The sequence below is a fragment of the Agrobacterium sp. ES01 genome (assembly GCF_050320885.1).
Lineage (GTDB): Bacteria > Pseudomonadota > Alphaproteobacteria > Rhizobiales > Rhizobiaceae > Allorhizobium.
This window is the reverse complement of the sequence record NZ_JBNQTH010000001.1, coordinates 100967-125214: the sequence shown is the minus strand read 5'-3', so window position 1 is coordinate 125214 and position 24248 is coordinate 100967. Positions and strand designations below refer to the sequence as shown.

General features: G+C 57.5%; 25 protein-coding genes and 1 riboswitch. Of the genes, 13 read left to right on the top strand and 12 right to left on the bottom strand.

The genetic code is table 11. From position 1 onward, the window contains the following. Positions 1 to 2: 2 nt before the first annotated feature. From ACQQ2Q_RS00665 to ACQQ2Q_RS00635, 7 genes are all read right to left on the bottom strand, one after another. Positions 3 to 833, bottom strand: coding sequence for a DODA-type extradiol aromatic ring-opening family dioxygenase (locus ACQQ2Q_RS00665; RefSeq protein WP_428185092.1), 831 nt, complete (start codon positions 831 to 833; stop codon positions 3 to 5). A gap of 278 nt (positions 834 to 1111) precedes the next feature. Next, positions 1112 to 1495 carry a GFA family protein gene (locus ACQQ2Q_RS00660; protein WP_428185091.1) on the bottom strand — a complete coding sequence of 128 codons (384 nt, stop codon included), beginning with the start codon at positions 1493 to 1495 and terminating at the stop codon, positions 1112 to 1114. 140 nt (positions 1496 to 1635) lie between these two features. Further along, positions 1636 to 2568 carry an N-acetyl-gamma-glutamyl-phosphate reductase gene (gene argC, locus ACQQ2Q_RS00655; protein WP_428185090.1) on the bottom strand — a complete coding sequence of 311 codons (933 nt, stop codon included), beginning with the start codon at positions 2566 to 2568 and terminating at the stop codon, positions 1636 to 1638. A gap of 102 nt (positions 2569 to 2670) precedes the next feature. Next, positions 2671 to 3621 (bottom strand): agmatinase, encoded by a 951-nt coding sequence (speB, locus tag ACQQ2Q_RS00650; protein ID WP_428185089.1) that lies wholly within the window; start codon positions 3619 to 3621, stop codon positions 2671 to 2673. A 226-nt stretch (positions 3622 to 3847) separates the two neighbouring features. Beyond that, positions 3848 to 4318 (bottom strand): 30S ribosomal protein S9, encoded by a 471-nt coding sequence (gene rpsI / locus ACQQ2Q_RS00645; protein ID WP_428185088.1) that lies wholly within the window; start codon positions 4316 to 4318, stop codon positions 3848 to 3850. A gap of 2 nt (positions 4319 to 4320) precedes the next feature. After that, entirely contained in the window at positions 4321 to 4785 is a 465-nt protein-coding gene (gene rplM, locus ACQQ2Q_RS00640; RefSeq protein ID WP_428185087.1) for a 50S ribosomal protein L13, read from the bottom strand. A 303-nt stretch (positions 4786 to 5088) separates the two neighbouring features. Next, positions 5089 to 5514, bottom strand: coding sequence for a PaaI family thioesterase (locus ACQQ2Q_RS00635; RefSeq protein WP_428185086.1), 426 nt, complete (start codon positions 5512 to 5514; stop codon positions 5089 to 5091). Between the two features lie 108 nt (positions 5515 to 5622). Here ACQQ2Q_RS00635 and ACQQ2Q_RS00630 point away from each other — a divergent pair, with 108 nt between their 5' ends. The 3 genes from ACQQ2Q_RS00630 to ACQQ2Q_RS00620 all read left to right on the top strand — a co-directional run bounded on the left by ACQQ2Q_RS00630 (position 5623) and on the right by ACQQ2Q_RS00620 (position 7677). Beyond that, positions 5623 to 6453, top strand: a complete 831-nt coding sequence (locus tag ACQQ2Q_RS00630; protein ID WP_428185085.1) for an enoyl-CoA hydratase — start codon at positions 5623 to 5625, stop codon at positions 6451 to 6453. Positions 6454 to 6663: 210 nt separating this feature from the next. Then, positions 6664 to 7095 (top strand): VOC family protein, encoded by a 432-nt coding sequence (locus ACQQ2Q_RS00625; RefSeq protein ID WP_428185084.1) that lies wholly within the window; start codon positions 6664 to 6666, stop codon positions 7093 to 7095. Between the two features lie 132 nt (positions 7096 to 7227). Beyond that, a complete protein-coding gene (locus ACQQ2Q_RS00620) occupies positions 7228 to 7677 on the top strand; it encodes a CoA-binding protein (protein WP_428185083.1) in 450 nt (149 codons plus the stop codon). 22 nt (positions 7678 to 7699) lie between these two features. Here ACQQ2Q_RS00620 and ACQQ2Q_RS00615 read toward each other — a convergent pair whose 3' ends face one another. Both ACQQ2Q_RS00615 and ACQQ2Q_RS00610 read right to left on the bottom strand, forming a co-directional pair. Then, positions 7700 to 8053, bottom strand: a complete 354-nt coding sequence (locus ACQQ2Q_RS00615) for a hypothetical protein (RefSeq protein WP_428185082.1) — start codon at positions 8051 to 8053, stop codon at positions 7700 to 7702. A gap of 47 nt (positions 8054 to 8100) precedes the next feature. Continuing rightward, positions 8101 to 8589 carry a DUF1801 domain-containing protein gene (locus ACQQ2Q_RS00610; RefSeq protein WP_428185081.1) on the bottom strand — a complete coding sequence of 163 codons (489 nt, stop codon included), beginning with the start codon at positions 8587 to 8589 and terminating at the stop codon, positions 8101 to 8103. Positions 8590 to 8701: 112 nt separating this feature from the next. Between ACQQ2Q_RS00610 and ACQQ2Q_RS00605 the strand changes: the two genes are divergently transcribed. Further along, the gene (locus tag ACQQ2Q_RS00605) at positions 8702 to 9130 is read left to right on the top strand and encodes a CoA-binding protein (RefSeq protein ID WP_428185080.1); all 429 of its coding nucleotides are present in this window, start codon (positions 8702 to 8704) and stop codon (positions 9128 to 9130) included. A gap of 4 nt (positions 9131 to 9134) precedes the next feature. Here ACQQ2Q_RS00605 and ACQQ2Q_RS00600 read toward each other — a convergent pair whose 3' ends face one another. After that, positions 9135 to 9563: a DUF6455 family protein gene (locus ACQQ2Q_RS00600; protein ID WP_428185079.1), complete on the bottom strand. Its 429-nt coding sequence runs from the start codon at positions 9561 to 9563 to the stop codon at positions 9135 to 9137. A gap of 155 nt (positions 9564 to 9718) precedes the next feature. Between ACQQ2Q_RS00600 and ACQQ2Q_RS00595 the strand changes: the two genes are divergently transcribed. Next, a complete protein-coding gene (locus ACQQ2Q_RS00595) occupies positions 9719 to 11002 on the top strand; it encodes an O-acetylhomoserine aminocarboxypropyltransferase (protein WP_428185078.1) in 1284 nt (427 codons plus the stop codon). A gap of 50 nt (positions 11003 to 11052) precedes the next feature. Continuing rightward, positions 11053 to 11397: a cupin domain-containing protein gene (locus ACQQ2Q_RS00590; RefSeq protein ID WP_428185077.1), complete on the top strand. Its 345-nt coding sequence runs from the start codon at positions 11053 to 11055 to the stop codon at positions 11395 to 11397. On the opposite strand, the gene ACQQ2Q_RS00585 is transcribed toward ACQQ2Q_RS00590, so the two are convergent. After that, positions 11394 to 12056, bottom strand: a complete 663-nt coding sequence (locus tag ACQQ2Q_RS00585; protein ID WP_428185076.1) for a glutathione S-transferase family protein — start codon at positions 12054 to 12056, stop codon at positions 11394 to 11396. The genes ACQQ2Q_RS00590 and ACQQ2Q_RS00585 overlap by 4 nt on opposite strands. 109 nt (positions 12057 to 12165) lie before the next feature. On the opposite strand from ACQQ2Q_RS00585, the gene ACQQ2Q_RS00580 reads away from it, so the two are divergent. Then, positions 12166 to 13152: a helix-turn-helix transcriptional regulator gene (locus ACQQ2Q_RS00580; protein ID WP_428185075.1), complete on the top strand. Its 987-nt coding sequence runs from the start codon at positions 12166 to 12168 to the stop codon at positions 13150 to 13152. 17 nt (positions 13153 to 13169) lie between these two features. Here the strand turns inward: ACQQ2Q_RS00580 and ACQQ2Q_RS00575 are convergent, their stop codons facing one another. Then, complete coding sequence (locus tag ACQQ2Q_RS00575; protein ID WP_428185074.1) at positions 13170 to 14414, bottom strand: cytochrome P450; 1245 nt, start codon at positions 14412 to 14414, stop codon at positions 13170 to 13172. Between the two features lie 323 nt (positions 14415 to 14737). Here ACQQ2Q_RS00575 and clpP point away from each other — a divergent pair, with 323 nt between their 5' ends. The 6 genes from clpP (at position 14738) to ACQQ2Q_RS00545 (ending at position 24004) form a co-directional block, all read left to right on the top strand. Beyond that, on the top strand, positions 14738 to 15373 hold the full coding sequence (gene clpP / locus ACQQ2Q_RS00570) for an ATP-dependent Clp endopeptidase proteolytic subunit ClpP (RefSeq protein ID WP_428185073.1): 636 nt from the start codon (positions 14738 to 14740) through the stop codon (positions 15371 to 15373). A gap of 291 nt (positions 15374 to 15664) precedes the next feature. Further along, a complete protein-coding gene (clpX, locus tag ACQQ2Q_RS00565) occupies positions 15665 to 16942 on the top strand; it encodes an ATP-dependent Clp protease ATP-binding subunit ClpX (RefSeq protein WP_428185072.1) in 1278 nt (425 codons plus the stop codon). Positions 16943 to 17343: 401 nt separating this feature from the next. Further along, positions 17344 to 19764 (top strand): endopeptidase La, encoded by a 2421-nt coding sequence (gene lon, locus ACQQ2Q_RS00560; protein WP_428185071.1) that lies wholly within the window; start codon positions 17344 to 17346, stop codon positions 19762 to 19764. A 205-nt stretch (positions 19765 to 19969) separates the two neighbouring features. Beyond that, positions 19970 to 20248, top strand: a complete 279-nt coding sequence (gene hupB, locus ACQQ2Q_RS00555) for a DNA-binding protein HupB (protein ID WP_428185070.1) — start codon at positions 19970 to 19972, stop codon at positions 20246 to 20248. Between the two features lie 218 nt (positions 20249 to 20466). Next, positions 20467 to 20611, top strand: a riboswitch (FMN riboswitch). Between the two features lie 153 nt (positions 20612 to 20764). Further along, positions 20765 to 21676 carry a DMT family transporter gene (locus tag ACQQ2Q_RS00550; RefSeq protein ID WP_428185069.1) on the top strand — a complete coding sequence of 304 codons (912 nt, stop codon included), beginning with the start codon at positions 20765 to 20767 and terminating at the stop codon, positions 21674 to 21676. Positions 21677 to 21808: 132 nt separating this feature from the next. Then, positions 21809 to 24004, top strand: coding sequence for an esterase-like activity of phytase family protein (locus ACQQ2Q_RS00545; protein WP_428185068.1), 2196 nt, complete (start codon positions 21809 to 21811; stop codon positions 24002 to 24004). The last annotated feature ends 244 nt before the right edge of the window (positions 24005 to 24248 follow it).

The following is a 24248-nucleotide window of genomic DNA, read 5'->3' as shown; positions in this document are numbered from 1 at the left end:
CCTCAGCCGAACCGGTATCCTGAATAGGGTTTGCCCAGAAACTCGCCCTTGAAGATGCGGTGTCCGCGATCAGAACCCGCGGCACCGGCTGCGACAAAGATGGGTACCAGATGGTCGTGGTCCGGTACATGGCACGCGAGGGCATCGGGGTTTTGCTCCCAGGATGACAGAAGCGCCGCCCGCTCGACCACATCATCTTTCTCCACGGCATCGGTCAGCCAGTCATCAAAGCGGATTGCCTGTTTCTGGTGCTGGGCATCGTCGCTATAGAACATGCGCATATTATGGTAGGTCATGCCCGAAGCGATAATGAGCACATCTTCGTCACGCAGCGGTTCAAGCGCGCGGCCGATCGCCAGATGGGTTTCAGCGTCCAGGGTGTTCTTCATCGACAGCATCATGATCGGCACGTCGGCATCCGGATAGACCAGCATCATTGGAATGAAGACGCCGTGGTCAAAATTGCGCTCGGCGCTCTCGCCGACGTCCATGCCGGCGGCCTCGATAAGCGTTTTGGCGCGTGCTGCCAGTTCCGGCGATCCTGCGGCCGGATAGCTCAGCTCATAGGTCTCCGGCGGGAAGCCGCGATAGTCGTAAAGCATGCCGGGATGTTCCGCCGTGCTGACTGTCGGCACCGGCTCGTTTTCCCAGTGGCCGGAAATCATCAGGACGGCTTTTGGCCGACGACCGATCTGGTGATCGAGGCCGCGCAGAAAAGCGCCCAGATCCGCCCATGGCGTCTTGCCATCGCCGCCGGCTGGGAAATCCATGAACGGCCAGGGACCACCGCCATGGGGGATGAAAAGAACGGGGAATCTCTGGCTGTCGGACACGGTGCTTGCCTCGCTTTGCTGTTTCCCAAGATATAGCAACGCTGCGGGGCAACCACGATCCGGCATTGGGACGACATATTGTTCGCTGATCTTGAACGACTGGAGAATAGCAAGGTCTGAAAATAGCAACGCTGCGCTTGGATGGGCAGTGCGGTGTCGACTGCGCTGACGGCGATGTGCCAGCGCACACACAGAGGCGGTATCTGAGTATCGCTGCTGCGAAGGTCGATAGGTGCGAGCCGGAGCACCCCCTGGCTCAGGAAACCCCATCAAGTCATTCAGTACTTTTGAATTTGCGGCGCATTGTCTGCGATGTCGTAATAATCGCCCTTGTCCTTGACAAAGATATGCTTGCCCACGTGAAGGCCGGTTGGGATATCGAGGCAACCGGCAGCAATCCCGACGCCGTCTTCATCATTCATGCGATAGAATAGGCTGGAACCACACGTCTTGCAGAAGCCTCGCTTGGCGAAATCTGAAGATTTGTACCACGCAAGCCCCTGATCGTTGGTGAACTTCACTTGATCGTAGGGCGCGTGCGTTGATGCCCAAACATGGCCACTGGTACGACGGCATTGACCGCAATGACATATCGTTACTGTTTCCCTCACAGCCTCGACTTCGAAACTGACCGAACCACAGTCGCATCTGCCCTTGATCATCCACCGTCTCCCTCATCAAATCTTCAACCGCATCGCTCAAGCGCGCAGATGAATTACATAGGACGAGTCGACAAAGGGTTCCAAGTAGACGCTAACTGTCGCCACTGCGGTCGAGAGCGGATTTGCCAGACAGCAGGGCGTCAGGCCGTCAGCATCAGATCCATGTTCTGGACCGCCGCACCCGAGGCGCCCTTGCCGAGATTGTCCAGCAGGGCAACCAGATTGACATGCGTACCGCCGGGCGTGCCGAACACGAACAGTTTCATCGTGTCCTGGCCCACCAGTTCTTCTGCGTCCACCCGTGGCATTGCGGCACTGTCTGCCAGAGGCACCACAGTGACGACGTCCTGGCCGGCATAATGTGCGACGAGCGCGGCATGGATGGTTTCCATGGACGCCCCATCCTTCAGGTCTTCAACGAACAGTGGAACCTGCACGATCATGCCCTGGGCAAAACGGCCGACGGAGGGCGAAAACAGCGGCGCGCGGTCGAGCTTGCCATGAACCGTCATCTCGGGCACATGCTTGTGCTTCAGCGTCTGGCCATAGAGAAAATTGTTCGCGCTCAGATGATCCGGATGGTTCTTGTCTTCCATCTGCGCAATCATCGCCTTGCCGCCGCCGGTATAGCCCGAAACGGCATTCACGGAGACCGGATAATCGGCCGGTAGAATGCCGGCCATGCGCAGCGGCCGGATAAGGCCGATGGCGCCGGTGGGATAGCAACCGGGATTGGCGACACAACGCGCAGAACGAATCCTGGCGGCCTGATCCTTGTCCATTTCGGCAAAGCCGTAGGCCCAGTCATCCGCCACACGGAACGCCGTCGAGGTATCGATCAACCGGATATTGTTGTTGCCGGCGACCATTGTCACAGCATCGCGCGAAGCATCGTCCGGCAGGCAAAGAATGGCAATATCCGCACTGTTCAGCAGATCTTCCCGCATGGCGGGATTGCGCCGCTCGGCTTCCGGGATCGACAGCAAGTCCACATCGCGACGACCGGCCATGCGGGTGCGGATCTGCAAGCCCGTGGTGCCGTGTTCGCCATCAATGAATATCTTCGCTGTCATCAAACCTTATCCTTTGTCCTAAGACGCGCCTGCGTCCGAGCGATGCAAATATACCGCATATATGGCGGTTTCAACCCGTGTTTAAAAACGTGGGTCTGTTCCTCACCGATGTCGTGCCAATCGCTCCGCATGCAGACCCAGCAAATACATGGCCACGGTCGAGCCGGCGATTGCGGTAATGTCGGCATGGTCATAGGCGGGCGCGACCTCGACGACGTCGCCGCCGCGGATGTCGAGTTGGCCAAGGCCGCGCAAGACCGACAGCATCTTCGCGCTGGATGGGCCGCCGGAGACGGGTGTGCCTGTGCCGGGCGCATAGGCCGGGTCGAGGCAGTCGATATCGAAGGTCACATAGGTCGGTAGTCCGCCTGTATGGCTGACGATAAGCGACGCGATGTCACCGGGCCGCATGTCTTCGACCTGGTGACCATACACGATGCGGATACCGCAATCTTCCGGCGCATGGGTGCGAATGCCGATCTGGATCGAGCGGTCGGGATTGATGGTGCCATCGCGCACGGCGCGCGCCACAAAGGAACCGTGATCGATCCGTTTGTCGTCGTCGAACCAGGTGTCCTGATGCGCGTCGAACTGCACCAGTGCCATCGGCCCGTGCTTGGCAGCATGCGCTTTTAGCACCGGCCATGTGACAAAATGATCGCCGCCCAAGGTGAGCAGGAAGTTGGCCGACGAGAGGATCTTGGTTGCTTCCTCTTCAATCGTATCGGGTGTCTGCCAGTGATTGCCGTAATCGAGAAGGCAGTCGCCATAATCGATCGTCGGCATGGCTTCGAACAGATCACGCTCGAAGGGATATTGCGGATCGTTATCCATGATGGCTGAGGCTCGCCGGATCGCCAGGGGGCCAAAGCGTGCACCCGGCCGGTTGGAGGTCGCCGCATCGAACGGAATACCCCAGACAACCGCCTCCGCGCCTGTCAGGTCCTTGGTATATTTGCGGCGCATGAACGAAAGCGCCCCGGCATAGGTCGGATCTGTTGCAGCCGAGGTGAGTGAGGACGCAGTGAATGCGTGATCGATCGTCTTCGCCATGGTCTGGATCTCCCTGCTTTGCCGGACGGCCTAGAGCGTGGCGGCGATATTAGGGACGGCTGGCGCAAATTCCAGCAGTTTTTGCGATGCATTCGCCGCATGTGCGGCCCCATGGGTCGGACCTGTAGGATTTGTGCCTGTCAGCACGGGTTGCAGCGCCATCGAGGGTGCAAAGAAAAAGGCGGACCGAAGCCCGCCTTTGAAGTCTTGTTTTGAAATCCAGCGATTAACGCTTGGAGAACTGGAAGGAACGGCGGGCCTTGGCCTTGCCGTACTTCTTACGTTCAACAACGCGGCTGTCGCGGGTCAGGAAGCCACCCTTCTTCAGGACGGGGCGAAGGCCCGGCTCGAAGTAGGTCAGTGCCTTGGAGATGCCGTGACGAACAGCGCCAGCCTGGCCCGACAGACCGCCACCGGAAACGGTAGCAACGATGTCGAACTGGCCTTCGCGTGCCGAAGCAAGCAGAGGCTGCTGCAGGATCATCTGCAGAACCGGGCGTGCAAAGTAGGTTGCGAATTCGCGACCGTTCACGGTGATCTTGCCGGAGCCGGCCTTGACCCAAACGCGAGCAATGGCGTTTTTACGCTTGCCGGTGGCATAGGAACGGCCGAGATCGTCGACCTTACGGACGTGTGCCGGAGCTTCTTGAGCTTCGCCGGTCGCGCCGAGTTCCTTCAGGGAAGAGAGGTCAGCCATTATCAGGCGCTCCTTACGTTCTTTTTGCTCAGCTTCGCGACGTCGAGGACGGTCGGCTGCTGTGCTTCATGGGGATGGTTCGAACCAGCGTAAACGCGCAGGTTCTTCATCTGGCGACGACCGAGCGGGCCGCGTGGGACCATGCGCTCAACGGCCTTTTCGAGGACGCGCTCTGGAAAGCGGCCTTCGATGATGGCGCGCGCTGTGCGCTCCTTGATGCCGCCCGGATAGCCGGTGTGCCAGTAATATTTCTTGTCGTTGTATTTGTTGCCGGTCAGCACGACCTTCTCGGCATTGATAACGATGACATTGTCGCCGTCGTCAACGTGAGGTGTGTAGGTGGCCTTGTGCTTGCCGCGCAGGCGCATGGCAATGAGGGAGGCGAGGCGACCAACAACGAGGCCTTCGGCGTCGATGATGATCCACTTCTTCTCCACCTCTGCAGGCTTCTGAACGAAGGTAGACATGGTGATCACTTTCAGTTTGAACCCTTTCGGCCAAAGCCGTTCAGGCGTTTCTTGTTGCTTGAATTGCATGGTCTTTAGGAACACGCAAAATGTAGGCGGGCCTCAGGGCTCGCGAACTGGCCGGGTTATAGATGTGGCCATGATCTGCGTCAAGATAGCGCTGAAGGTAGGGTGTCTCAAATTTATGAATTAAAACAGAGACTTAATATAGCGGTATTTGGTTACCGTAAAAATTATGGTCGAATTCGCTGTGTCATGGAGGTCGAAATGGCTTTGAGGCGCGTCGTTACGGGCTGAGTGGCTTCAGCGCGGCGGAATCGAATAGGTCGCGCTGGCATGTGCCAAGGGCTCGGTTGGCGCGCTCTGATAGAGCAGGGCGTCGATCACGGCCAGCCGTTTTCCAAGCTTCAACAGCCGGCAGTCGCAGAGCATTGGTGCCAGTTCGGGCTTTCGCAGAAAATTGATGTTGAGATTGGTGGTGACGGCAAGGGCGACTGGTCCGATATGGGCGAGAACTGCGGCATAGGCTGCGACATCCGCCAGGGCAAACATCGATGGACCGGAAATCGTGCCACCGGGCCGCAGGTGCCGCTCGTTGGGGGTAAACTGCATTGTAACAGCACCCGGGCCGACAGAGACGACCGTAAAGGTTTTTCCATCGATATGCAGTTGCGGGAAGTCCGTTTCCAGAAAGGTATCGATTTCCTGCGCGGTCATCACTGGCTGCATTGTGTCTCGTTCCCATGTCGCGTAAGCGGCGTGCCGCACCACTAGAATTGCTGACCGCTTTTATGGCAGGCTTTGGCTCTGCCGCAAATTGGTGAAAAGGAGAATGCCATGGCCGAAGTCGTTTCGTTCAAAAAAGAGGCTGACAAGGCGACGCACGGCCCCGTCATTTCCAGTCTTGCCGATGGCATCCTTCGTCTTGTGCTGGACAATCCGCCTGCAAACGTCTTGTCCATTGCGGTGATGGAGGCGCTTCATGCCGAACTGGACAGAGCCGCCGAAGATAAGGATGTCCGTGTTATTGTCATCGCATCGACCGGAAACCTGTTCTCGGCAGGTCACGATCTCAAGGAATTGACGGCGCATAGAACGGACCCTGACAACGGACGAGCGTTCTTTGACAAGACCATGCGGCTTTGCTCGGATCTCATGCTCAAGATCACCCATCTGCCAAAGCCGGTCATTGCCGAGGTCGATGGACTGGCAACAGCTGCAGGCTGTCAGCTGGTCGCTTCCTGCGATCTGGCCATCTGCACCGACACGGCGACCTTTTGTACGCCCGGGGTGAATATTGGTCTGTTCTGCTCCACGCCCATGGTCGCGCTGTCGCGTGCCGCTACGCGAAAGCAAGCAATGGAAATGCTGTTGACCGGCGAGACGATCGACGCGCAGAACGCCCGAGAATTTGGGCTCGTCAACCGCATCGTGCCGAAGCAGTATCTTGGTCAGGTGGTGCAAAAATATGCGACCATCATCGCCTCCAAATCTCCCCTCACTTTGAAGATCGGTAAGGAAGCCTTCTATCGCCAGGCAGAAATGCCAATCGAAGCGGCATACGATTATGCGGCCGGTGTGATGGTGGAGAACATGATGGTGCGAGATGCACAGGAAGGCATTTCAGCTGTTCTTGAAAAACGAGAACCGGAGTGGAAGGGCGAATAGCATCTCCCGAGGCTTGCCTAGTACCTGGATACGCGGCGGTTTTGAACATCTGGCAACTATTTGCATGCTGATATATGAAGCTTCCTGTTTCTCGCAATATGACCCGAAAGCCTCCACCCGCAACCATTAGATGCTACTAAGGTACGCGGAAACATTTGCAGATCAAAAAAAGAACATATAAAAATATCACGTCAATTTTGGGGAGGCGTAATGTCGCTTGATCATCGCATTTCTATCGTCACGCTGGGCGTGTCCGATGTCGCAAAAAGTACCGAATTTTACGAAAAGCTCGGCTGGAAACGCTCTTCCTCCTCGCAGGACAGCGTCACCTTCATTCAGTTGAAAGGCGTGGTGCTGGGACTCTTTTCACGCGCAGCCCTGGCTGAAGATGCTGGGGTGGAAAACACGCCCGCCGGCTTTTCCGGGGTGACATTGGCGCACAATGTTGCGAGCCCCAGAGGGGTGGATGCGGTGGTGAAATTCGTCGTTTCCTGCGGCGCCAAGCTTGTAAAGGCTCCTCAGAAGGTGTTTTGGGGCGGTTACTCAGGCTATGTATCCGATCCGGACGGTCACCTGTGGGAAATTGCCCACAATCCGTTCTTCCCACAGGATGAATATGGACACGTCGTCTTGCCGGAATGAAGTCGTCTTGCCGGAATGAAACAGTCTGCGGCGCAGGGCTCCGGTAATTCGTTAAGAATTACCGGATATTCTGATGTTGGGACATTGTGAGACGGGCTTTCAAACCAGCCGGCTTTGCCGGGAGGAGGCTCTATGGACTATCTGCACCACACCGACACCGAAATTGCCGATATTCTCAGCACGGTGCGACACGTAGCGATTGTCGGCGCGTCGCTCAATGACGACAAGCCAAGCCATTGGGTCGCGGGATTTCTGCTCGGCAAGGGATATACGATCTATCCCGTCAACCCCGCTTATGCAGGCCAGACCTTGCTCGGACAAACGATCTATGCGCGGCTCTCCGACATTCCGGAGCATGTCGATATGATCGACGTATTCAGGCGCTCGGAGCACTTTGCTGGCGTCGTTGATGAGGTCTTGAAGCTTCCCGATTTGCCAAAGGCGATATGGGGCCAGCTTGGCGTTCGGGATGACAAGGCTGCGGAAAAGGCCGAAGCGGCCGGCATCAAGGTGATCATGGACCGCTCGCTCGTGTCTGAATATGCCATGGTCTATGGCCGGTCACACGGTCAGGCGGCCTGACAGCAATTCGCTTGGATGAGGATCAAAGCGAATTGTTGGGCACAACGAACAGCGGAAATGTCCGATCACGCTCGCGTGGTATGGGCTCGCATGCAAGCACCCGACAGCCGGGATCATCTTTTGTAGGAATGCGGGACCATTCCGCATATTCGTTGCTGTCACAATAGCGGCTGTTTTTGACATAGCGGTCGTAAAGGGGCAGGCCCGCCACATTCTTTGACGGATATCTCAAAATGGCGGCCCCCTCTGAGCGCAAAATATCCCGTGCCTGCTCGCATGTCAGCGAAGGAGAATTATAGCGCGAGATCGCAAGCGCGGGGGCAGCGGCAGCGAGCGAGAAAACCGTCACAAGGGCGGCAAGCAGCGTCTTGTTCATCACACCATCTTTCTCAAAACGTTTCGATCGAACAACGCCGCTGCGGTTCAGGTGGTTCCTGCAGCGCGGTTGGGAGACCGCTTGTTTAGATGATAGGTCAGTGCACTCTTCAAGCATAGGGCAAGGGCCGTTTCAGGAAGCGGAACTGACATCGCAAGAACCAGTGCGCGGTTGCCCTCAAAACCGAAATCCTGCGGGAACTGCTGGCGAAACATCTCCACGAGAGACGTATTGCAGTTGAAGAACAACGCGCATGTGCCCGTCTGCGCCTTGGATGCGCCCAGACGGATTGTCGTGCCGCTCTTGCTTTTCTCGGTGAGATAAGCCGGTTCACCCCACTTCAGGGTCTCCGTCACAGGACCCACGCCTTGCGTATCTGCCGCCACCTCAAAGATCATCGACCTGATCTCCAGCAGCCTTTGCTGAACCGGCTGAGGATGGCGTGAAAGCGCCTCTTTAATCTGCGTAGGTAGGGGAGGTGCGGCCATGGGCGTGTGTGTCCGGTCTCTGCTGGCCGTCATCATAGCGCTCTTCATCTGGCGGGCAATCCTCGGATGGGACGGTTCCCAGCCTCTTGGATTGACGGGAAAAGGCACTAGCTTTGTTTGAGGAGCGTCAACCGCTCATCAAAGATTTGGAGCAACGCAAATGAGCCATGACCGTTATGACGATGCAGAGATCGCAGCCGTTCTGAAGACTGTAAAGACGATCGCGGTCTTGGGGGCATCTCCCAATCCGGCGCGCCCGAGCAACGGCGTGATGCAATTCCTCATCTCCAAGGGGTACAAAGTCTTTCCGGTTAACCCCGGGCAGGCCGGCAAGGAAATCCACGGCCGGACTGTTTACGCATCGCTTGCCGATATTCCAGAACCAATTGACATGGTCGATGTTTTCCGCGCGCCCGAACATTTGCCGGCAGTCGTAGACGAGGTCCTGAGCGTCGAGCCGCAGCCCAAATATCTGTGGGGCCAGCTTTCCGTACGCAATGACGAGGCAGCCGCGACCGCAGAAGCCGCCGGAATGACGGTCATCATGGACCGCTGCCCTGCGATCGAATATCCCCGTCTGATCGGTTAGGTCGCTATTCTGCCAGAACGGTCGGTGTTGCGCGCAGCCAGTTCATGTTCTCTGCGTTGCAGCAATAGGACTGGAAGTTCTGCTGGATTGTATGGTCGTCGAGATCCTTGCGACAGGTCTGTTTGGCTGAGCAACTGGCGCATTCGACCTGCATGGCGCGGAATTGTTCGCGGTAGCGCAACTCCACTTCAACCGGATCGATGCCAAGCGCTTTCATCAGTCTTGGCATTTCGTCTGCCGCATGCGGTCCGGCCTTTGCCAGCTGGATCAACTGATCGGGACGAATGCCACAATCTCCGGCAATGGCGCGGATGGTGTCGGTTCCCAGCGCCGCGAGCATTTCCGATTCACTCGCGCCTTCCCAGCCCTTTGCCATCCAGGAGATGAGTTGGGCGAAAATTCCATTTTTATGTTCATTGGCTGCAATGTTCATGGCCAACCTCCAGTGCTTTTGGAATGATTGGCCTCGAAAGATGATTGCGCATTGATCAGGATCAATCGCGCGGCGCTTGCGGCTTTCGCCTATTCGCGATTAAGGTCGCGCCAAAGCTCGCGCGGGAGTGCCGCGAGCACAAAAGGGAGGTTTTCATGTCCAGCGACAATCCGGGTTTCTCAACGCTTTCTGTCCATGCCGGCGCTCAGCCTGATCCGGCAACGGGCGCGCGCGTCACGCCGATCTATCAGACGACGGCTTACGTCTTCAACGATTCCGATCATGCCGCGAACCTGTTCGCGCTCAAGGAATTCGGCAATATCTATACCCGCATCATGAACCCCACGCAGGCTGTGCTGGAGGAGCGCGTTGCAGCCCTTGAGGGCGGTACGGCCGCGCTTGCCGTCGCGTCTGGCCATGCGGCCCAGCTGTTAATCTTCCACGCCATCATGCAGCCGGGTGAGAATTTCGTAGCAGCCAGAAAGCTTTACGGCGGATCGATCAACCAGTTCGGCAACGCCTTCAAGAGCTTTGGCTGGAATGTGCGTTGGGCCGATCCCGTCGATACGGCAAGCTTCGAGGCGCAGATCGACGACAAGACACGGGCAATCTTCATCGAGAGCCTTGCCAATCCCGGCGGCACCTTTGTCGATATTGAGGCCATTGCCGAGGTTGCGCGCAAACACGGCCTGCCGCTGATCGTGGACAATACCATGGCGAGCCCTTATCTCGTGCGTCCGCTGGAACACGGCGCTGATATCGTCGTGCATTCCGCCACCAAGTTCCTTGGGGGACACGGCAACTCCATGGGTGGCGTCATCGTCGATGGCGGCACGTTTGATTGGTCGAAATCCGGCCATTACCCGATGTTGTCAGAACCACGCCCCGAATATAACGGGCTGGTTCTTCATCAGACTTTCGGTAATTTCGCCTTTGCGATTGCCTGCCGCGTGCTGGGGCTCCGCGACCTTGGACCGGCTATCGCGCCCATGAACGCCTTTTTGTTGTTGACCGGTATCGAGACCTTGCCGCTTCGCATGCAGCGCCATTGCGAAAACGCGCTCAAGGTGGCGACATGGCTGAAGCAGCATGACAAGGTTGCCTGGGTCAGTTACCCGGGCCTGCCGGACGATCCCAACCACGCGCTGCAGCAGCGCTATTCGCCGAAGGGCGCCGGTGCCGTATTCACCTTCGGCGTGACCGGCGGCTATGCCGCCGGCAAGGCCATGGTTGAAGGACTGCAGCTCTTCTCGCATCTGGCCAATATTGGCGACACCCGGTCGCTGGTGATTCACCCGGCCTCCACCACCCATGCCCAGCTCACGGAAGAGCAGCAGGTGGCCGCAGGGGCAGGGCCTGATGTGGTGCGCCTGTCGATCGGTATCGAGGATGCCGAGGATATCATCGGCGATCTCGAACAGTCGCTGTCAAAGGTCTGATTTCAAATTCGGGCGGCTCGTGTGGAGCCGCCCCAGCAACAGGATGTGGCATGGCCAACTATCTGCGTTTCGATCTCGACACGGTGGCCCCCGAAGAGGGCGCGCCGCCAGCTGAACGGATCATTTCCGGGGATCCGAAATTCCAGACATGGGATCTCGAAGAGGCTTCCGGGGGTATCTATGCCGGGGTCTGGCAGGCAACACCGGGAAAATGGCGGGTGTCCTACGACGAATGGGAATATTTCCACATTCTCGAAGGCCACTCCATTCTTGCCGAAGACGACGGAGAGATCATCCACCTGAAGGCCGGTGATCGCATGGTGCTGAGACCGGGCTTCAAGGGAACCTGGGAAGTCATTGAAACGACTCGCAAGGATTACGTCGTCCGCCTTTAACCGGCATCCTTTTTCAGGGCGTCGGCGATTGCTTGATGCTCTTTAGCCATGGCAGCATCTTCGGCTGTCATAGCCTTGTAGATTTGACGTTCGGTCATGCGCGCCACATAGGCCTTGATCGCCGGTCGTGGCGGAACGAGACCGAACATGACGGTCCAGGCGAGGGCGGTTCCCCAAAGGATATCCGCAGCAGTCAGCCGTTCGCCCAGCAGATGGGGCCCGGTGCTCAGCGTCGTCTCAATGAGATCGATCAGATCCTCATAGCGGCCGTAAGGCGTATCATTTGGCGTTTCCGGTATGAAACCTCTGTGTCGGTCAACGACCGCCGGCTCGAAGCAACTGCCATACATCGCAATCCAGCGCAGATAGCTGCCGCGGTCCGGATCGTCGAGGGCTGGCGTCAGCCCGGCTTGCGCAAACAGGTCTGCGAGATAGGTCACGATCGCCACCTGTTCGCTCACCAGCGTCCCGCCATGTCTGATGGCAGGCACCTTGCCCAAGGGATTGATGGCCAGATAGTCCGGCTGTCTTTGCTCGCCGATCTTCATGTTCAGCACATGCAGCGTGTAGGGCGCCTTCAGTTCTTCCAGAAGAATGCGCGTCCCGGTCGCCCGGGTCTGGGGAGAGTAATAGAGGGTAATGTCTTGCTGGGCGGTCATCGGATTTCCTTCGATTGCGGTTGAAGCGATGAACGCAGTTTGCGGCACCATACCTGTCAGCTTTTGTCAGGTTGTCATGATATAGCTCTCCAAACGGAGATTTTTTTCGATGCGCGCCAGCCGCCTCATCAACATTCTCACGACACTGCAGGCCCGAGGTCTGGTAACGGCGGAGGTCCTTGCCGAGGAAAATGAGGTGTCGGTTCGCACAATCTACCGCGATATCGACGCGCTCTCGTTATCCGGTGTGCCAGTCTATAGCGAACGCGGGTCGGACGGCGGTTATCGTCTGTTGGATGGCTATCGCGTACGGTTGAACGGCATGACCACAGGCGAGGCCGAGGCCATGTTCCTGTCGGGATTGCCGGGGGCGGCGGCAGATCTCGGTCTGGGGTCCCTCATGGCTGGCGCTCAGAAGAAACTGTCAGCCGCACTGCCTGAGGACTTGCGCCAGAGCGCTGCGAGGATGCAATCGAAGTTTCATCTGGATGCGCCGACATGGTTTGGCGAAAACGAGCAGCCGGTTCATCTTCAGGCCGTGGCCGATGCGGTCTGGAATGCCAAGCGCATCCGCATGCGATATCGTGCCTGGAAATCGGAGAAGACCCGGGAGGCAGAGCCGCTGGGCATCGTTTTGAAGGGCGGAGCATGGTATCTGGCGGCCCGGGTCGACGGTGACGTGCGCACTTACCGCGTCTCCCGTATTCTCGATCTTGTCGTTGAAGATGTGCGCTTCGATAGGCCTGACGACTTCAATCTTGCGCAATATTGGACAGACAATACGCAGCGCCTGGAACAGGAACTCCATCCCGAGTGGGCGACCTTAAGGGTTTCGGCTTGGGGCATGATGATGCTTCGACACACCAGCGCAAGCTATGTGCGGCAGCATCTGGAGGTTTTGGAGGCGGCCGATGACCAGGGTTGGACCACTATTCGCCTGCCTGTCGCCGCCGGGCGCCATGCCGTTTCCGACCTTCTGCGGCTGTCGACCGAGGTGGAGGTCATTGAGCCGCTAAGTCTCAGAGACGCGATGCGTTTGGCAGTCGATACAATTTCCCGTCGATATGCGGTCACAGCCATGGCAGCGGACGCGTAACAGTCTCCATCAGGCCGCTACCAGGCAAGGTCGAGGCGTTCCAGTCCGTGGAAGTGGTAGACATCCTTGACCTCAGGCGGCGATGCAATGCGAAGGCCCGGCAGTCTTTCAAACAGGATCGGCAGCGCGATGTTGAGCTCCAGCCGTGCCAGAGGCGCGCCGATACAGAAGTGTATGCCGGCTCCAAAGGAGAGGTTCGGCGCCTCCTGGCGACCCGGTTGGAAGGCGAGAGGATCGGAAAATTTGGCTGGATCCAGATTGGCGGCCGCCAGGATCAGCCCCACCTTGTCGCCGCGCTTGAAGGATACCCCGTCGATCTCCACTGGCTCGAGGCACCAGCGCTGGAAGATATGGACGGGTGCACAGATCCGCAGCGTTTCTTCCACGGTCCGCTCTTTGGTCTTCTCGTCGGCGAAAAGGCTGGAGGGCTCGCGGCCGCTCTCCAGAATGATGCGCACCGAATTGCCGATCTGGTGCACGGTGGCCTCGTGGCCGGCATTGAGCAGGACGATGGTGGTCGACACCAGTTCGTCGTCGGTCAGAAACTGTCCCTTGTGCTCGGTGTGGATCATGTGGCTCAGAAGATCGTCGCGCGGCTCGGCCCGGCGCTTGGCGATCATCTCGCGCACATAATCGGAAAATTCCTTTGCCGATCGGTCGGCGGCCTCTTCGTCGTCACGGGAGCGCTTGAACATGTACATGCCGACATAGTCATGGCTCCATTTCAGAAGCTGCGGCCCCATCTCTTCCGGAATGCCGATCATGCGGGCAATCATCGTCACCGGAATGATGTCGGCAAAGGAGGAGAGCAACTCAGTGTGTCCATCCTTTTCGAACCGGTCGATCAGCCGGTGGCACAGATCTGCGATCTCCGACGTCATTTTTTCCACATGGCGGGAGACAAAGGCACGATTTACCAGCGTTCTGAGCCGTGTATGTTCCGGGGGCTCCAGCTCCAGCAGGGAATGTTCCTCCGCCTTGTCGAAGTTGACCGTGTGAGCAAGAGGCTCTGGAAGTGCCAAGTCTTCGCGGCTGGCCACATGCAGGATCTGCCGGCCAAACCGGCGATCGCGCAACAAGGCGTTCACATGGTCATAGCCGGTGAAGAACCACATCTTCTGCTCTGCCCAGTAAAAGGTTGGGCAGGCGTCATGCAGTGCCGCATAGGCCGCATTCGGATTGCCAAAGAAAGCAGGGTCTCTGGCATCAAGGCTGACACGGCGGGTATCGTGATCGATCGCAAGAAATGGGAAATGGGACATGGCCTCTGTCTAGCCAATCCAAACGGCCCGTCAAGCAGCAGATTGGCCGCAGTTGCCGGTTCTGGCGCAGGCTGTTGACGGCTGGTTTACCATGACGACCTCGAAACCTGTGGAGGTCCACAAAAGGTAAGCCACACTTAAGGCAAAACTGTAATAAGCGAAAATGACGTTATGGGCACTTGTCCGAACAAGCGGCGTGTTTACCTTATCGACGACGGTGTCTTGAAGTACAGGGGCCCGGCACTCTATGTAGGGTTGACATATTTTCGACGATGATTCCCGCCGCGCTCCCGTGTTGGGGAAGGAAGTAATGAAGGACGGACATGAGAAATCCAGTTGATACCGCCATGGCATTGGTTCCCATGGTTGTTGAACAGACCAACCGCGGCGAACGGTCTTACGATATCTATTCGCGCCTCCTCAAGGAACGCATCATCTTCCTGACTGGTCCTGTTGAGGATCATATGGCTTCGCTGGTCTGCGCCCAGCTGCTGTTCCTTGAAGCGGAAAATCCGAAAAAAGAAATCGCAATCTATATCAATTCGCCAGGCGGCGTCGTGACAGCCGGCATGGCTATTTACGATACCATGCAGTTCATTCGCCCCGCCGTTTCGACACTGTGCGTCGGTCAGGCTGCATCCATGGGCTCGCTTCTGCTGGCAGCCGGCGAAAAGGGTATGCGTTTTGCCACTCCGAACGCCCGCATCATGGTTCACCAGCCGTCCGGCGGGTTCCAGGGACAGGCATCCGATATCGAGCGTCATGCCCAGGATATCCTGAAAATGAAGCGCCGTTTGAACGAGGTCTATGTCAAGCACACAGGCCGTACATACGAAGAAGTTGATAAGACGCTCGACCGTGACCATTTCATGGAAGCGGCTGATGCCCAGAAATGGGGCATTGTCGACAAGATTATGACCTCCCGCCTCGAAATCGAGGGTGCTGCACCGGCCTCGTAAGGGCCGGTGATCCCGGCTTTTGGGTGATATTACTCAATGTGAACAGGTCGGGGGTTCCAAGAGACGACAAAGACGTTATTAGTTGTCATTAAGGCTATGTTGAAATTTTATGACATAGCTTGCGATTTGGAGGGGTTTTCGTTGCCTCCGGTTCGTGTAGGTGAATGTTGGAACCGGATGTACCCCCGTCAAAGTCGATGCGATCCGGAATCGCTGCAAAGGCTGTGGCCCGGGTGGAGTAAGTGGACCGCGAAGTCCTGACGGGCAGCGGCGTGCTGGAAGGAAGAAGACATGAGCAAAGTCAGCGGTAGCAACGGCGGTGACTCCAAGAATACCCTCTATTGCTCTTTTTGCGGAAAGAGCCAGCACGAAGTCCGGAAGCTGATTGCCGGGCCGACTGTTTTCATCTGCGATGAATGCGTCGAATTGTGCATGGACATCATCCGCGAGGAGAATAAGTCTTCGATGGTCAAATCGCGGGACGGCGTGCCGACCCCGCAGGACATCATCAAGACGCTCGACGAATATGTTATCGGTCAGCGCCAGGCGAAGAAGATTCTGTCGGTTGCTGTGCATAACCATTACAAGCGGCTCTCACACTCCTCAAAGGGCGGTGATATCGAGCTTGCGAAATCGAACATCCTGCTCGTCGGCCCGACCGGCTGCGGCAAGACCTATCTTGCCCAGACATTGGCGCGCATCATCGATGTGCCCTTCACCATGGCCGATGCCACCACGCTGACCGAAGCCGGTTACGTCGGTGAGGATGTCGAAAACATCATCCTGAAGCTTCTGCAGTCTGCGGATTACAACGTCGAGCGCGCCCAGCGCGGCATCGTCTATATCGATGAAATCGACAAGATCTCCCGCAAGTCGGACAATCCTTCGATCACCCGCGACGTGTCGGGCGAGGGTGTTCAGCAGGCGCTTCTGAAGATCATGGAAGGCACGGTTGCCTCCGTTCCGCCGCAGGGTGGTCGCAAGCATCCGCAGCAGGAATTCCTGCAGGTCGATACCGCGAATATCCTGTTCATCTGCGGCGGTGCCTTTGCCGGCCTCGACAAGATCATCTCGGACCGTGGTGAAAAGACGTCGATCGGCTTTAGTGCAGCTGTTGCCGCACCCGATGACCGTCGTGTCGGCCACGTGCTGCGTGACCTTGAGCCTGAAGATCTGGTGAAGTTCGGACTTATCCCCGAATTCATCGGCCGTCTGCCGGTTCTGGCAACGCTCGAAGACCTTGACGAGGATGCACTGATCCAGATCCTGTCGGAGCCGAAGAACGCTTTGGTGAAGCAGTATCAGCGCCTGTTCGAGATGGAAGATGTGGAACTGACATTCCACGAGGACGCATTGCGCGAAATTGCCCGCAAGGCGATCATCCGCAAGACCGGTGCCCGTGGTCTTCGCTCGATCATGGAAAAGATCCTGCTCGACACCATGTTCGAACTGCCGGAACTGGAAGGCGTTCGCGAAGTCGTCATCTCCGACGAAGTCGTCAACGGCAATTCTCGTCCGCTCTACATCTATGCAGACCGCAAGGAAGAGAAGGCCAACGCTTCGGCTTGATCTACCTGAACTGAATTTGCGAAAGAGCCCGCTCCGGCGGGCTTTTTTGTGCCTTGCCGGCTCAACAGCATGGAAAACATCGAGTTTTACACACTGCGTCTATTTCCCTAGCGTAAGGCTTGGGGTAGGTCTTTGGCGTGGTTGTGTGGTCCGGAAAGATTCGCCTGTCGAATTTTCTTTGTCGGCGAAAGATATCGCTCCAGCCCCGCATTAGTTTCGCGTTCTATAGCTTTATGTTGCGTTCCCTTGTCCGCGTCCGTCACAAATTAGGGGAGCGGCAGCGGTCAGGCTTGAATTAGCGGCTCCGGCACTCCATTTCTGCCGGGACAGAAGAATACGCATGCAGCCCTTTGGGGTAGCGGCGAAAGCGCCTGGTAACAGGCCGTTTGAAAGGAAATGCAATGACCGATGAAACGTCTGGCGCAGGCCAAACCAATATCTATCCGATATTGCCTCTGCGTGACATTGTGGTTTTCCCCCACATGATTGTTCCCCTGTTCGTCGGCCGCGAGAAGTCCATCCGTGCGCTTGAAGAAGTCATGGGGTCCGACAAGCAGATCATGCTCGCAACCCAGATGAGCGCCGGTGATGATGATCCGGCTTCCGATGCGATCTTCGAGATCGGCACGGTTGCAAATGTGCTGCAGCTGCTGAAGCTGCCCGATGGCACAGTAAAGGTCCTGATCGAAGGCCGTGCCCGTGCCAGGGTCGAAGCCTATACCGACCGCGAGGATTTTTATGAGGCAACGGCTGTCCTGCTCGACGAGCCGGAAGAAGATGCTGTTGAAATTGAGGCTCTGTCGCGCTCTGTCGTGTCCGAGTTCGAGAACTATGTGAAGCTCAACAAGAAGATTTCTCCGGAAGTCGTCGGAGCTGCGAGCCAGATCGAGGACTATTCCAAGCTGGCCGATACGGTTGCCTCGCATCTGTCGATCAAGATCACCGAAAAGCAGGAAATGCTGGAAACGGTGAGCGTGAAGGGTCGTCTGGAAAAGGCGCTCGGCTTCATGGAAGGCGAAATTTCCGTCCTTCAGGTCGAGAAGCGCATCCGTTCGCGCGTCAAGCGTCAGATGGAGAAGACCCAGCGCGAATACTACCTCAACGAACAGATGAAGGCGATCCAGAAGGAACTCGGCGACGGCGAAGACGGTCGTGACGAGATGGCCGAGCTGGAAGACCGCATTTCCAAGACCAAGTTCACCAAGGAGGCCAAGGAAAAGGCCGAAGCCGAGTTGAAGAAGCTGCGCAACATGAGCCCGATGTCTGCAGAGGCAACGGTCGTGCGCAATTATCTCGACTGGCTGCTGTGCCTGCCCTGGGGAAAGAAGTCCAAGGTCAAGGTCGACCTCAACGCGGCTGAACAGGTTCTCGATGAGGATCACTTCGGTCTCGACAAGGTCAAGGAGCGGATCGTCGAATATCTCGCCGTTCAGGCCCGCCAGAAGAAGTTGAAGGGTCCGATCCTTTGCCTCGTTGGACCTCCCGGCGTCGGCAAGACATCGCTTGCCAAGTCGATCGCCAAGGCGACCGGTCGCGAATATGTTCGCATGGCGCTCGGTGGCGTTCGTGACGAGGCTGAAATTCGTGGTCACCGTCGCACCTATATCGGTTCGATGCCTGGCAAGGTCATTCAGTCGATGAAGAAGGCCAAGAAGGCCAACCCGCTGTTCCTCCTCGATGAGATCGACAAGCTGGGTCAGGACTATCGCGGCGATCCGTCTTCGGCTCTGCTTGAGGTGCTCGATCCGGAACAGAACTCGACATTCATGGATCACTACCTGGAAGTCGAATACGATCTGTCCGACATCATGTTCATCACCACGGCCAACACGCTGAACATTCCAGGCCCGTTGATGGACCGCATGGAGATCATCCGCATCGCCGGTTACACCGAAGATGAAAAGCGCGAGATCGCCAAGCGTCACCTTCTGCCGAAGGCAATCAAGGAGCATGCGCTTCGCCCCGAAGAGTTCTCGGTCAGCGACGATGCCCTGATGGCTGTCATTCAGCAGTATACCCGCGAAGCCGGTGTACGCTCCTTCGAACGCGAACTGATGAAGCTCGCCCGTAAGGCCGTGACCGAAATCATCAAAGGTAAGGTAAAGTCGGTTTCGGTCACAGCTGCCAACATCCACGATTACCTCGGTGTTCCGCGCTTCCGTCACGGTGAAGCTGAGGGCGAGGATCAGGTTGGTATCGTCACCGGTCTTGCATGGACAGAGGTTGGCGGCGAGCTGCTGACAATCGAAGGCGTCATGATGCCGGGTAAGGGTCGTATGACTGTGACCGGTAACCTGAAGGACGTCATGAAGGAATCGATCTCGGCTGCGGCGTCTTACGTCCGCTCGCGCGCTGTCGATTTCGGCATTGAGCCTCCGCGCTTCGACAAGTCGGACATACACGTGCACGTTCCAGAAGGTGCAACGCCGAAGGACGGTCCGTCTGCCGGTATCGCCATGGCAACCGCCATCGTGTCCATCATGACCGGTATTCCGGTGTCGAAGGATATCGCGATGACAGGGGAAGTGACCTTGCGCGGTCGCGTGCTGCCGATCGGCGGCCTGAAGGAAAAGCTGCTTGCGGCCCTTCGCGGCGGCATCAAGAAGGTTCTGATCCCGGAAGAAAATGCCAAGGATCTGGCTGACATTCCGGACAATGTGAAGAACAATCTTGAGATCGTTCCCGTGTCCCGCATGGGCGAGGTGATTGAGCACGCATTGCTGCGCGTTCCGGAGCCGATCGAATGGGATGCAAGCCTTCAAACGCCCGCCGTTACAACGGCTGACGGGGCCGAAGAAGGTGGCGCTTCAGTGGCACACTGAGGCTTAATTGCCGCATTCTTGCCAAATTGGCACATTCCCAATGAAAAGGCTGGCTAATATGCCAGCCTTTTTTGTGTAAAAACGCCGGAACGTCTTGTTTTGCGGGCTTTTGCAGTGCTTTTCAGTTGCTATGGGCGGAACTACACGTATTCTCCGCCCGACCTCAATTCAGAGTCGTTTCATGCCAATCAGAAAGGGTGGAAACATGAATAAGAACGAGCTCGTATCTGCTGTCGCCGAAAAGGGCGGTTTGACCAAGGCCGACGCAGCGTCGGCAGTGGATGCAGTTTTCGAAACCGTACAGGCTGAACTCGCAAAGGGCGGCGACATCCGTCTCGCTGGCTTCGGTGCCTTTACCGTTTCGCATCGTGAAGCATCCAAGGGCCGCAACCCTTCGACAGGCGCAGAAGTCGACATTCCGGCACGCAACGTGCCGAAGTTCACGGCCGGCAAGGGTCTGAAGGACGCCGTTAACAACAAGTAATTGTGGGGCGCTTCCCTGGAAGCGCCTTTGCACTTCTCTTCATTGGAAGTGATGAAAAGAGCCCGGACACGCGTCGGGCTCTTTTTTTGTGGGCGCGGCCCCCATCCCGTCATGCGGGCTGGCCATTTTCAGAGACGCAGTGTTTCGCAAACGCGGATCATTCGGTGCTTGATGAAACCGCCGATTTCACTTAACTCATGGTCGCCGGATAATCCGGCATGAATTCTCAGGGCGGGGTGAAAGTCCCCACCGGCGGTATGGGACCTTTCTCCCGAGCCCGCGAGCGCTCCGTGAAAGCGGAGGTCAGCAGATCCGGTGAGATGCCGGAGCCGACGGTCATAGTCCGGATGAAAGAGAATGAGATCCTGGCGGCTTCCGCCTTGCGTTCTGCCATCGGGCAGGCGCGGGGGGAGGGTGTTCGTCAGACGGTGCATCGTCATTGTCTTGCGCACCGTGCCGCTATCCCTCTCATGCGTCCTGATTTGTGTTGATCCTTTGACGTGAAGGAAGAATGACATGAATCAGAGCTTGATTTTGCTTCTGCGTTCCCGCGCCGTAACCGGTGCATTTTTCATGGTGCTCGCAGGCATTGCCTTTGCCGCTCTCAATGTTGCCACCCAGCGGCTCACCATGACTTTGGGCTTTTCCCCGTCCTCGACGGCCTTTTGGCAATATGGCTTTGCCTTCGTGCTGTCGCTGCCTTTGCTGGCCCGACTTGGCATCAAGTCCATGAAGACGATCTATCCCTGGCGTCACATCATCCGAGTGGTCTTTGCCGCCTTTGGCGTTCAGGCCTGGACTATCGGTCTGGCCTCGGTGCCGATCTGGCAGGCGATCGCACTGGTGATGACCTCGCCTTTCTTCATCATCATGGGTGCGCGCCTGTTCTTGGGCGAACGTGTCGGGCCTGTGCGCTGGGCAGCAACGGCTGTCGGTTTCACCGGTGCCATGATCATTCTGCAGCCATGGTCGGATGGATTTACCGCAGCCGCGCTTCTGCCGGTGCTGGCAGCCCTGCTCTGGGGAGCGTCGTCGCTGGTGATGAAGAACCTCACCAATTTCGAGCCTGCAGAAACCGTCACCGTCTGGTTGCTGGTGCTGCTGACGCCCATCAATGGCGGTCTGGCACTGGCCTCGGGCTTTGAGGTGCCGACCGGCCAGGTGTTGGTGCTTCTGCTCGTGGCAGGCCTGCTGACAGCGTTCGGCCAATATCTCCTGACACTCGCCTACAGCGTCGCGGATGCTGCTTATGTACAGCCATTCGACGATCTGAAGCTGCCGCTCAACGTGCTGGCCGGGTGGTTGGTGTTCGGCTATGCGCCTGCAGGCTATCTCTGGCTGGGTGCGCTGATGATCCTGTCGGCTTCGCTGTTCCTGATGTGGACAGAGATGGGCAAGGAGAAGCGGGAGACCCAACTGCCGGCCTGAGGCTGTGGATAAGCACCGGCGGGGTCGATAGAGGCAATCACGGCAGCCTATTGGCGGCCATTGTCATTCGTCTGTCATCCAAGTGACGCACAAGCCTCCTGTCTCATTCTCATGGAACAGGAGGGCTCTCCCATGACTTCAGGATTTTCCCGCGCGGCCCTGACCGCGGCTCTGCTCGCTTCCGCCGCCATCCCGGCTGGCGCGGAACAGGTCTTCAACCGCATCGCGTCTTTCCCTGTCGCCACCAATCTGCCGGCGGACAAGGATCCGATGACGCAAACCTCGGCTGAAATCATCTATGCCTCGGAAGACGGCAACACGCTCGTCTATTCCGATAGCCCGCTGGGCGGCATCGGCTTCGTCGACATCACCGATCCAAAGGCACCCAAGGCAGCAGGCGCTGTCATGCTCGACGGCGAGCCGACCTCAGTTGCTATCGCCGGCGACAAGGTCTTCGCAGGTGTTAACACGTCCGAAAGCTATGTGAAGCCATCGGGCAAGCTCGCCATCGTCGGTCTGACATCCAAGACCGTTGAAGCCAGCTGCGATCTCGGCGGTCAGCCCGACTCGGTTGCGGTCTCCCCCGACAAGTCCTTCATTGCCGTCGCAATTGAAAACGAGCGCGACGAAGAACTGAACGACGGTGCAATGCCGCAGATGCCCGCCGGCGATGTGGTCATCATTCCAATCAAGGATGGCACTGCCGATTGCGGCGCACTCAGCCATGTGGACGTGACCGGTCTTGCCGAGATCGCGCCTGAAGATCCGGAACCGGAATTCGTCTCCATCAATTCGCTCGGCGAAATTGCCCTGACGATGCAGGAAAACAATCACATCGTCATCATCGACGGCAAGACTTCCAAGGTGACCGCGAATTTCTCCGCTGGTTCGGTCGATCTTGACGGTATCGACATCGAAAAAGACGGCAAGCTCGACTTCACCGGGTCTCTGAAAGATGTGAAGCGCGAGCCTGACGCTGTGAAGTGGCTGGACGACAATCGTATCGTGATCGCCAATGAAGGCGACTACCAGGGTGGCTCGCGTGGCTTCACCATCTTCGACAAGACCGGCAAGGTTCTGTTCGAATCCGGTGCGTCGTTCGAACGCGAAGTGGCCCGCCTCGGCCATTTCCCTGACAAGCGCGCCGGCAAGAAGGGTATCGAGACAGAAGGTCTCGAAGTCGCCTCCTTCGATGGCCAGACCTACATCTTCGTTCTGTCGGAGCGTGGCTCTGTCGTCGGCGTCTACAAGGATACCGGTGCCGATCCTGAACTGGTGCAGATCCTGCCATCCGGTATCTCTCCCGAAAGTGCTGCTGCTATTCCAGGCCGCAAGCTGCTGGCGACGGCAAACGAAGTCGACCTCGGCGAAGATGGCGGCGCACGTTCGCATGTCATGATCTATGCCCAGGAAGAGGGCGCACCCTCTTATCCGATGATCGAATCGGTCTCCACTGACGGCAATATCATCGGCTGGGGCGCACTCTCCGGCCTCGTTGGCGACGCCGAGAAGCCCGGAATCCTTTATGCGGTCAATGACAGCTTCTATTCGGCGCAGCCGCAGATCTTCACAATTGATGCGACAGCAAAGCCCGCAAAAATTACATCGGCTCTGCCGATCACACGGGACGGCAAGGCTGCCAAGAAGCTCGACATCGAAGGCATCACGCTCGACGGTCAGGGCGGCTACTGGCTTGCCTCGGAAGGCAATACGGAAAAGGAAGTGCCGCACGCGCTCTATCACGTTGATGGCAAGGGTGCGATCACCGACGAAGTCTCACTGCCGGATGACCTTCTGAAAAACGAAGTTCGCTTTGGTTTCGAAGGCGTGACCATGCTCGGCTCCGGCGACGACGCCACCTTGTGGATGGCCGTTCAGCGCGAATGGAAGGACGATGAAAAGGGCACCGTCAAGCTCGTCTCCTACAAGCCAGCCTCCAAGGAGTGGGCAGCCGTTCGCTATCCGCTCGACAAGGGTGAAAAGGGCTGGGTCGGCCTGTCGGAAATCACCGCCCACGATGGCCAGCTCTATATCGTCGAGCGCGACAACCAGCTTGGCGATGCGGCCAGGATCAAGAAACTTTACCGCGTCGCGGTCGACAGCCTGAAGCCTGCCGCAATCGGTGGCGAGTTGCAGATGGTCTCGAAGGAAGAAGTTCATGACTTCATTCCCGATCTCAAGGCAACCGGCGGTTATGTTGTCGACAAGCTCGAAGGCTTCACCTTCGACAAGGATGGCAAGGCCTTTGCCGTCACCGACAACGACGGTGTCGACGACTCATCGGGCGAGACCCTGTTCTTCCCCGTTGATCTGACCGCCACCAACTAAGTTTCGTTCTCCCAAGACGATCGACCGAAGAGCCGGACGGGCAACCGTCCGGCTCTTTTTGCGATCAGCGACCTCGAGAGACGAAAGAGGTCGTGGAGAAAGATGATGTCGCGAGCATCAGGCCTGGCATGTCTCGTTGCAGATGGAGATGGCGGATCGCGGAAGCGCAAGACTGCGAATGCGTCTGGTAACGCAAGGCTCTCCGTCTATTATGAGCGGAAACGCACCCAGATTCGATGACGTG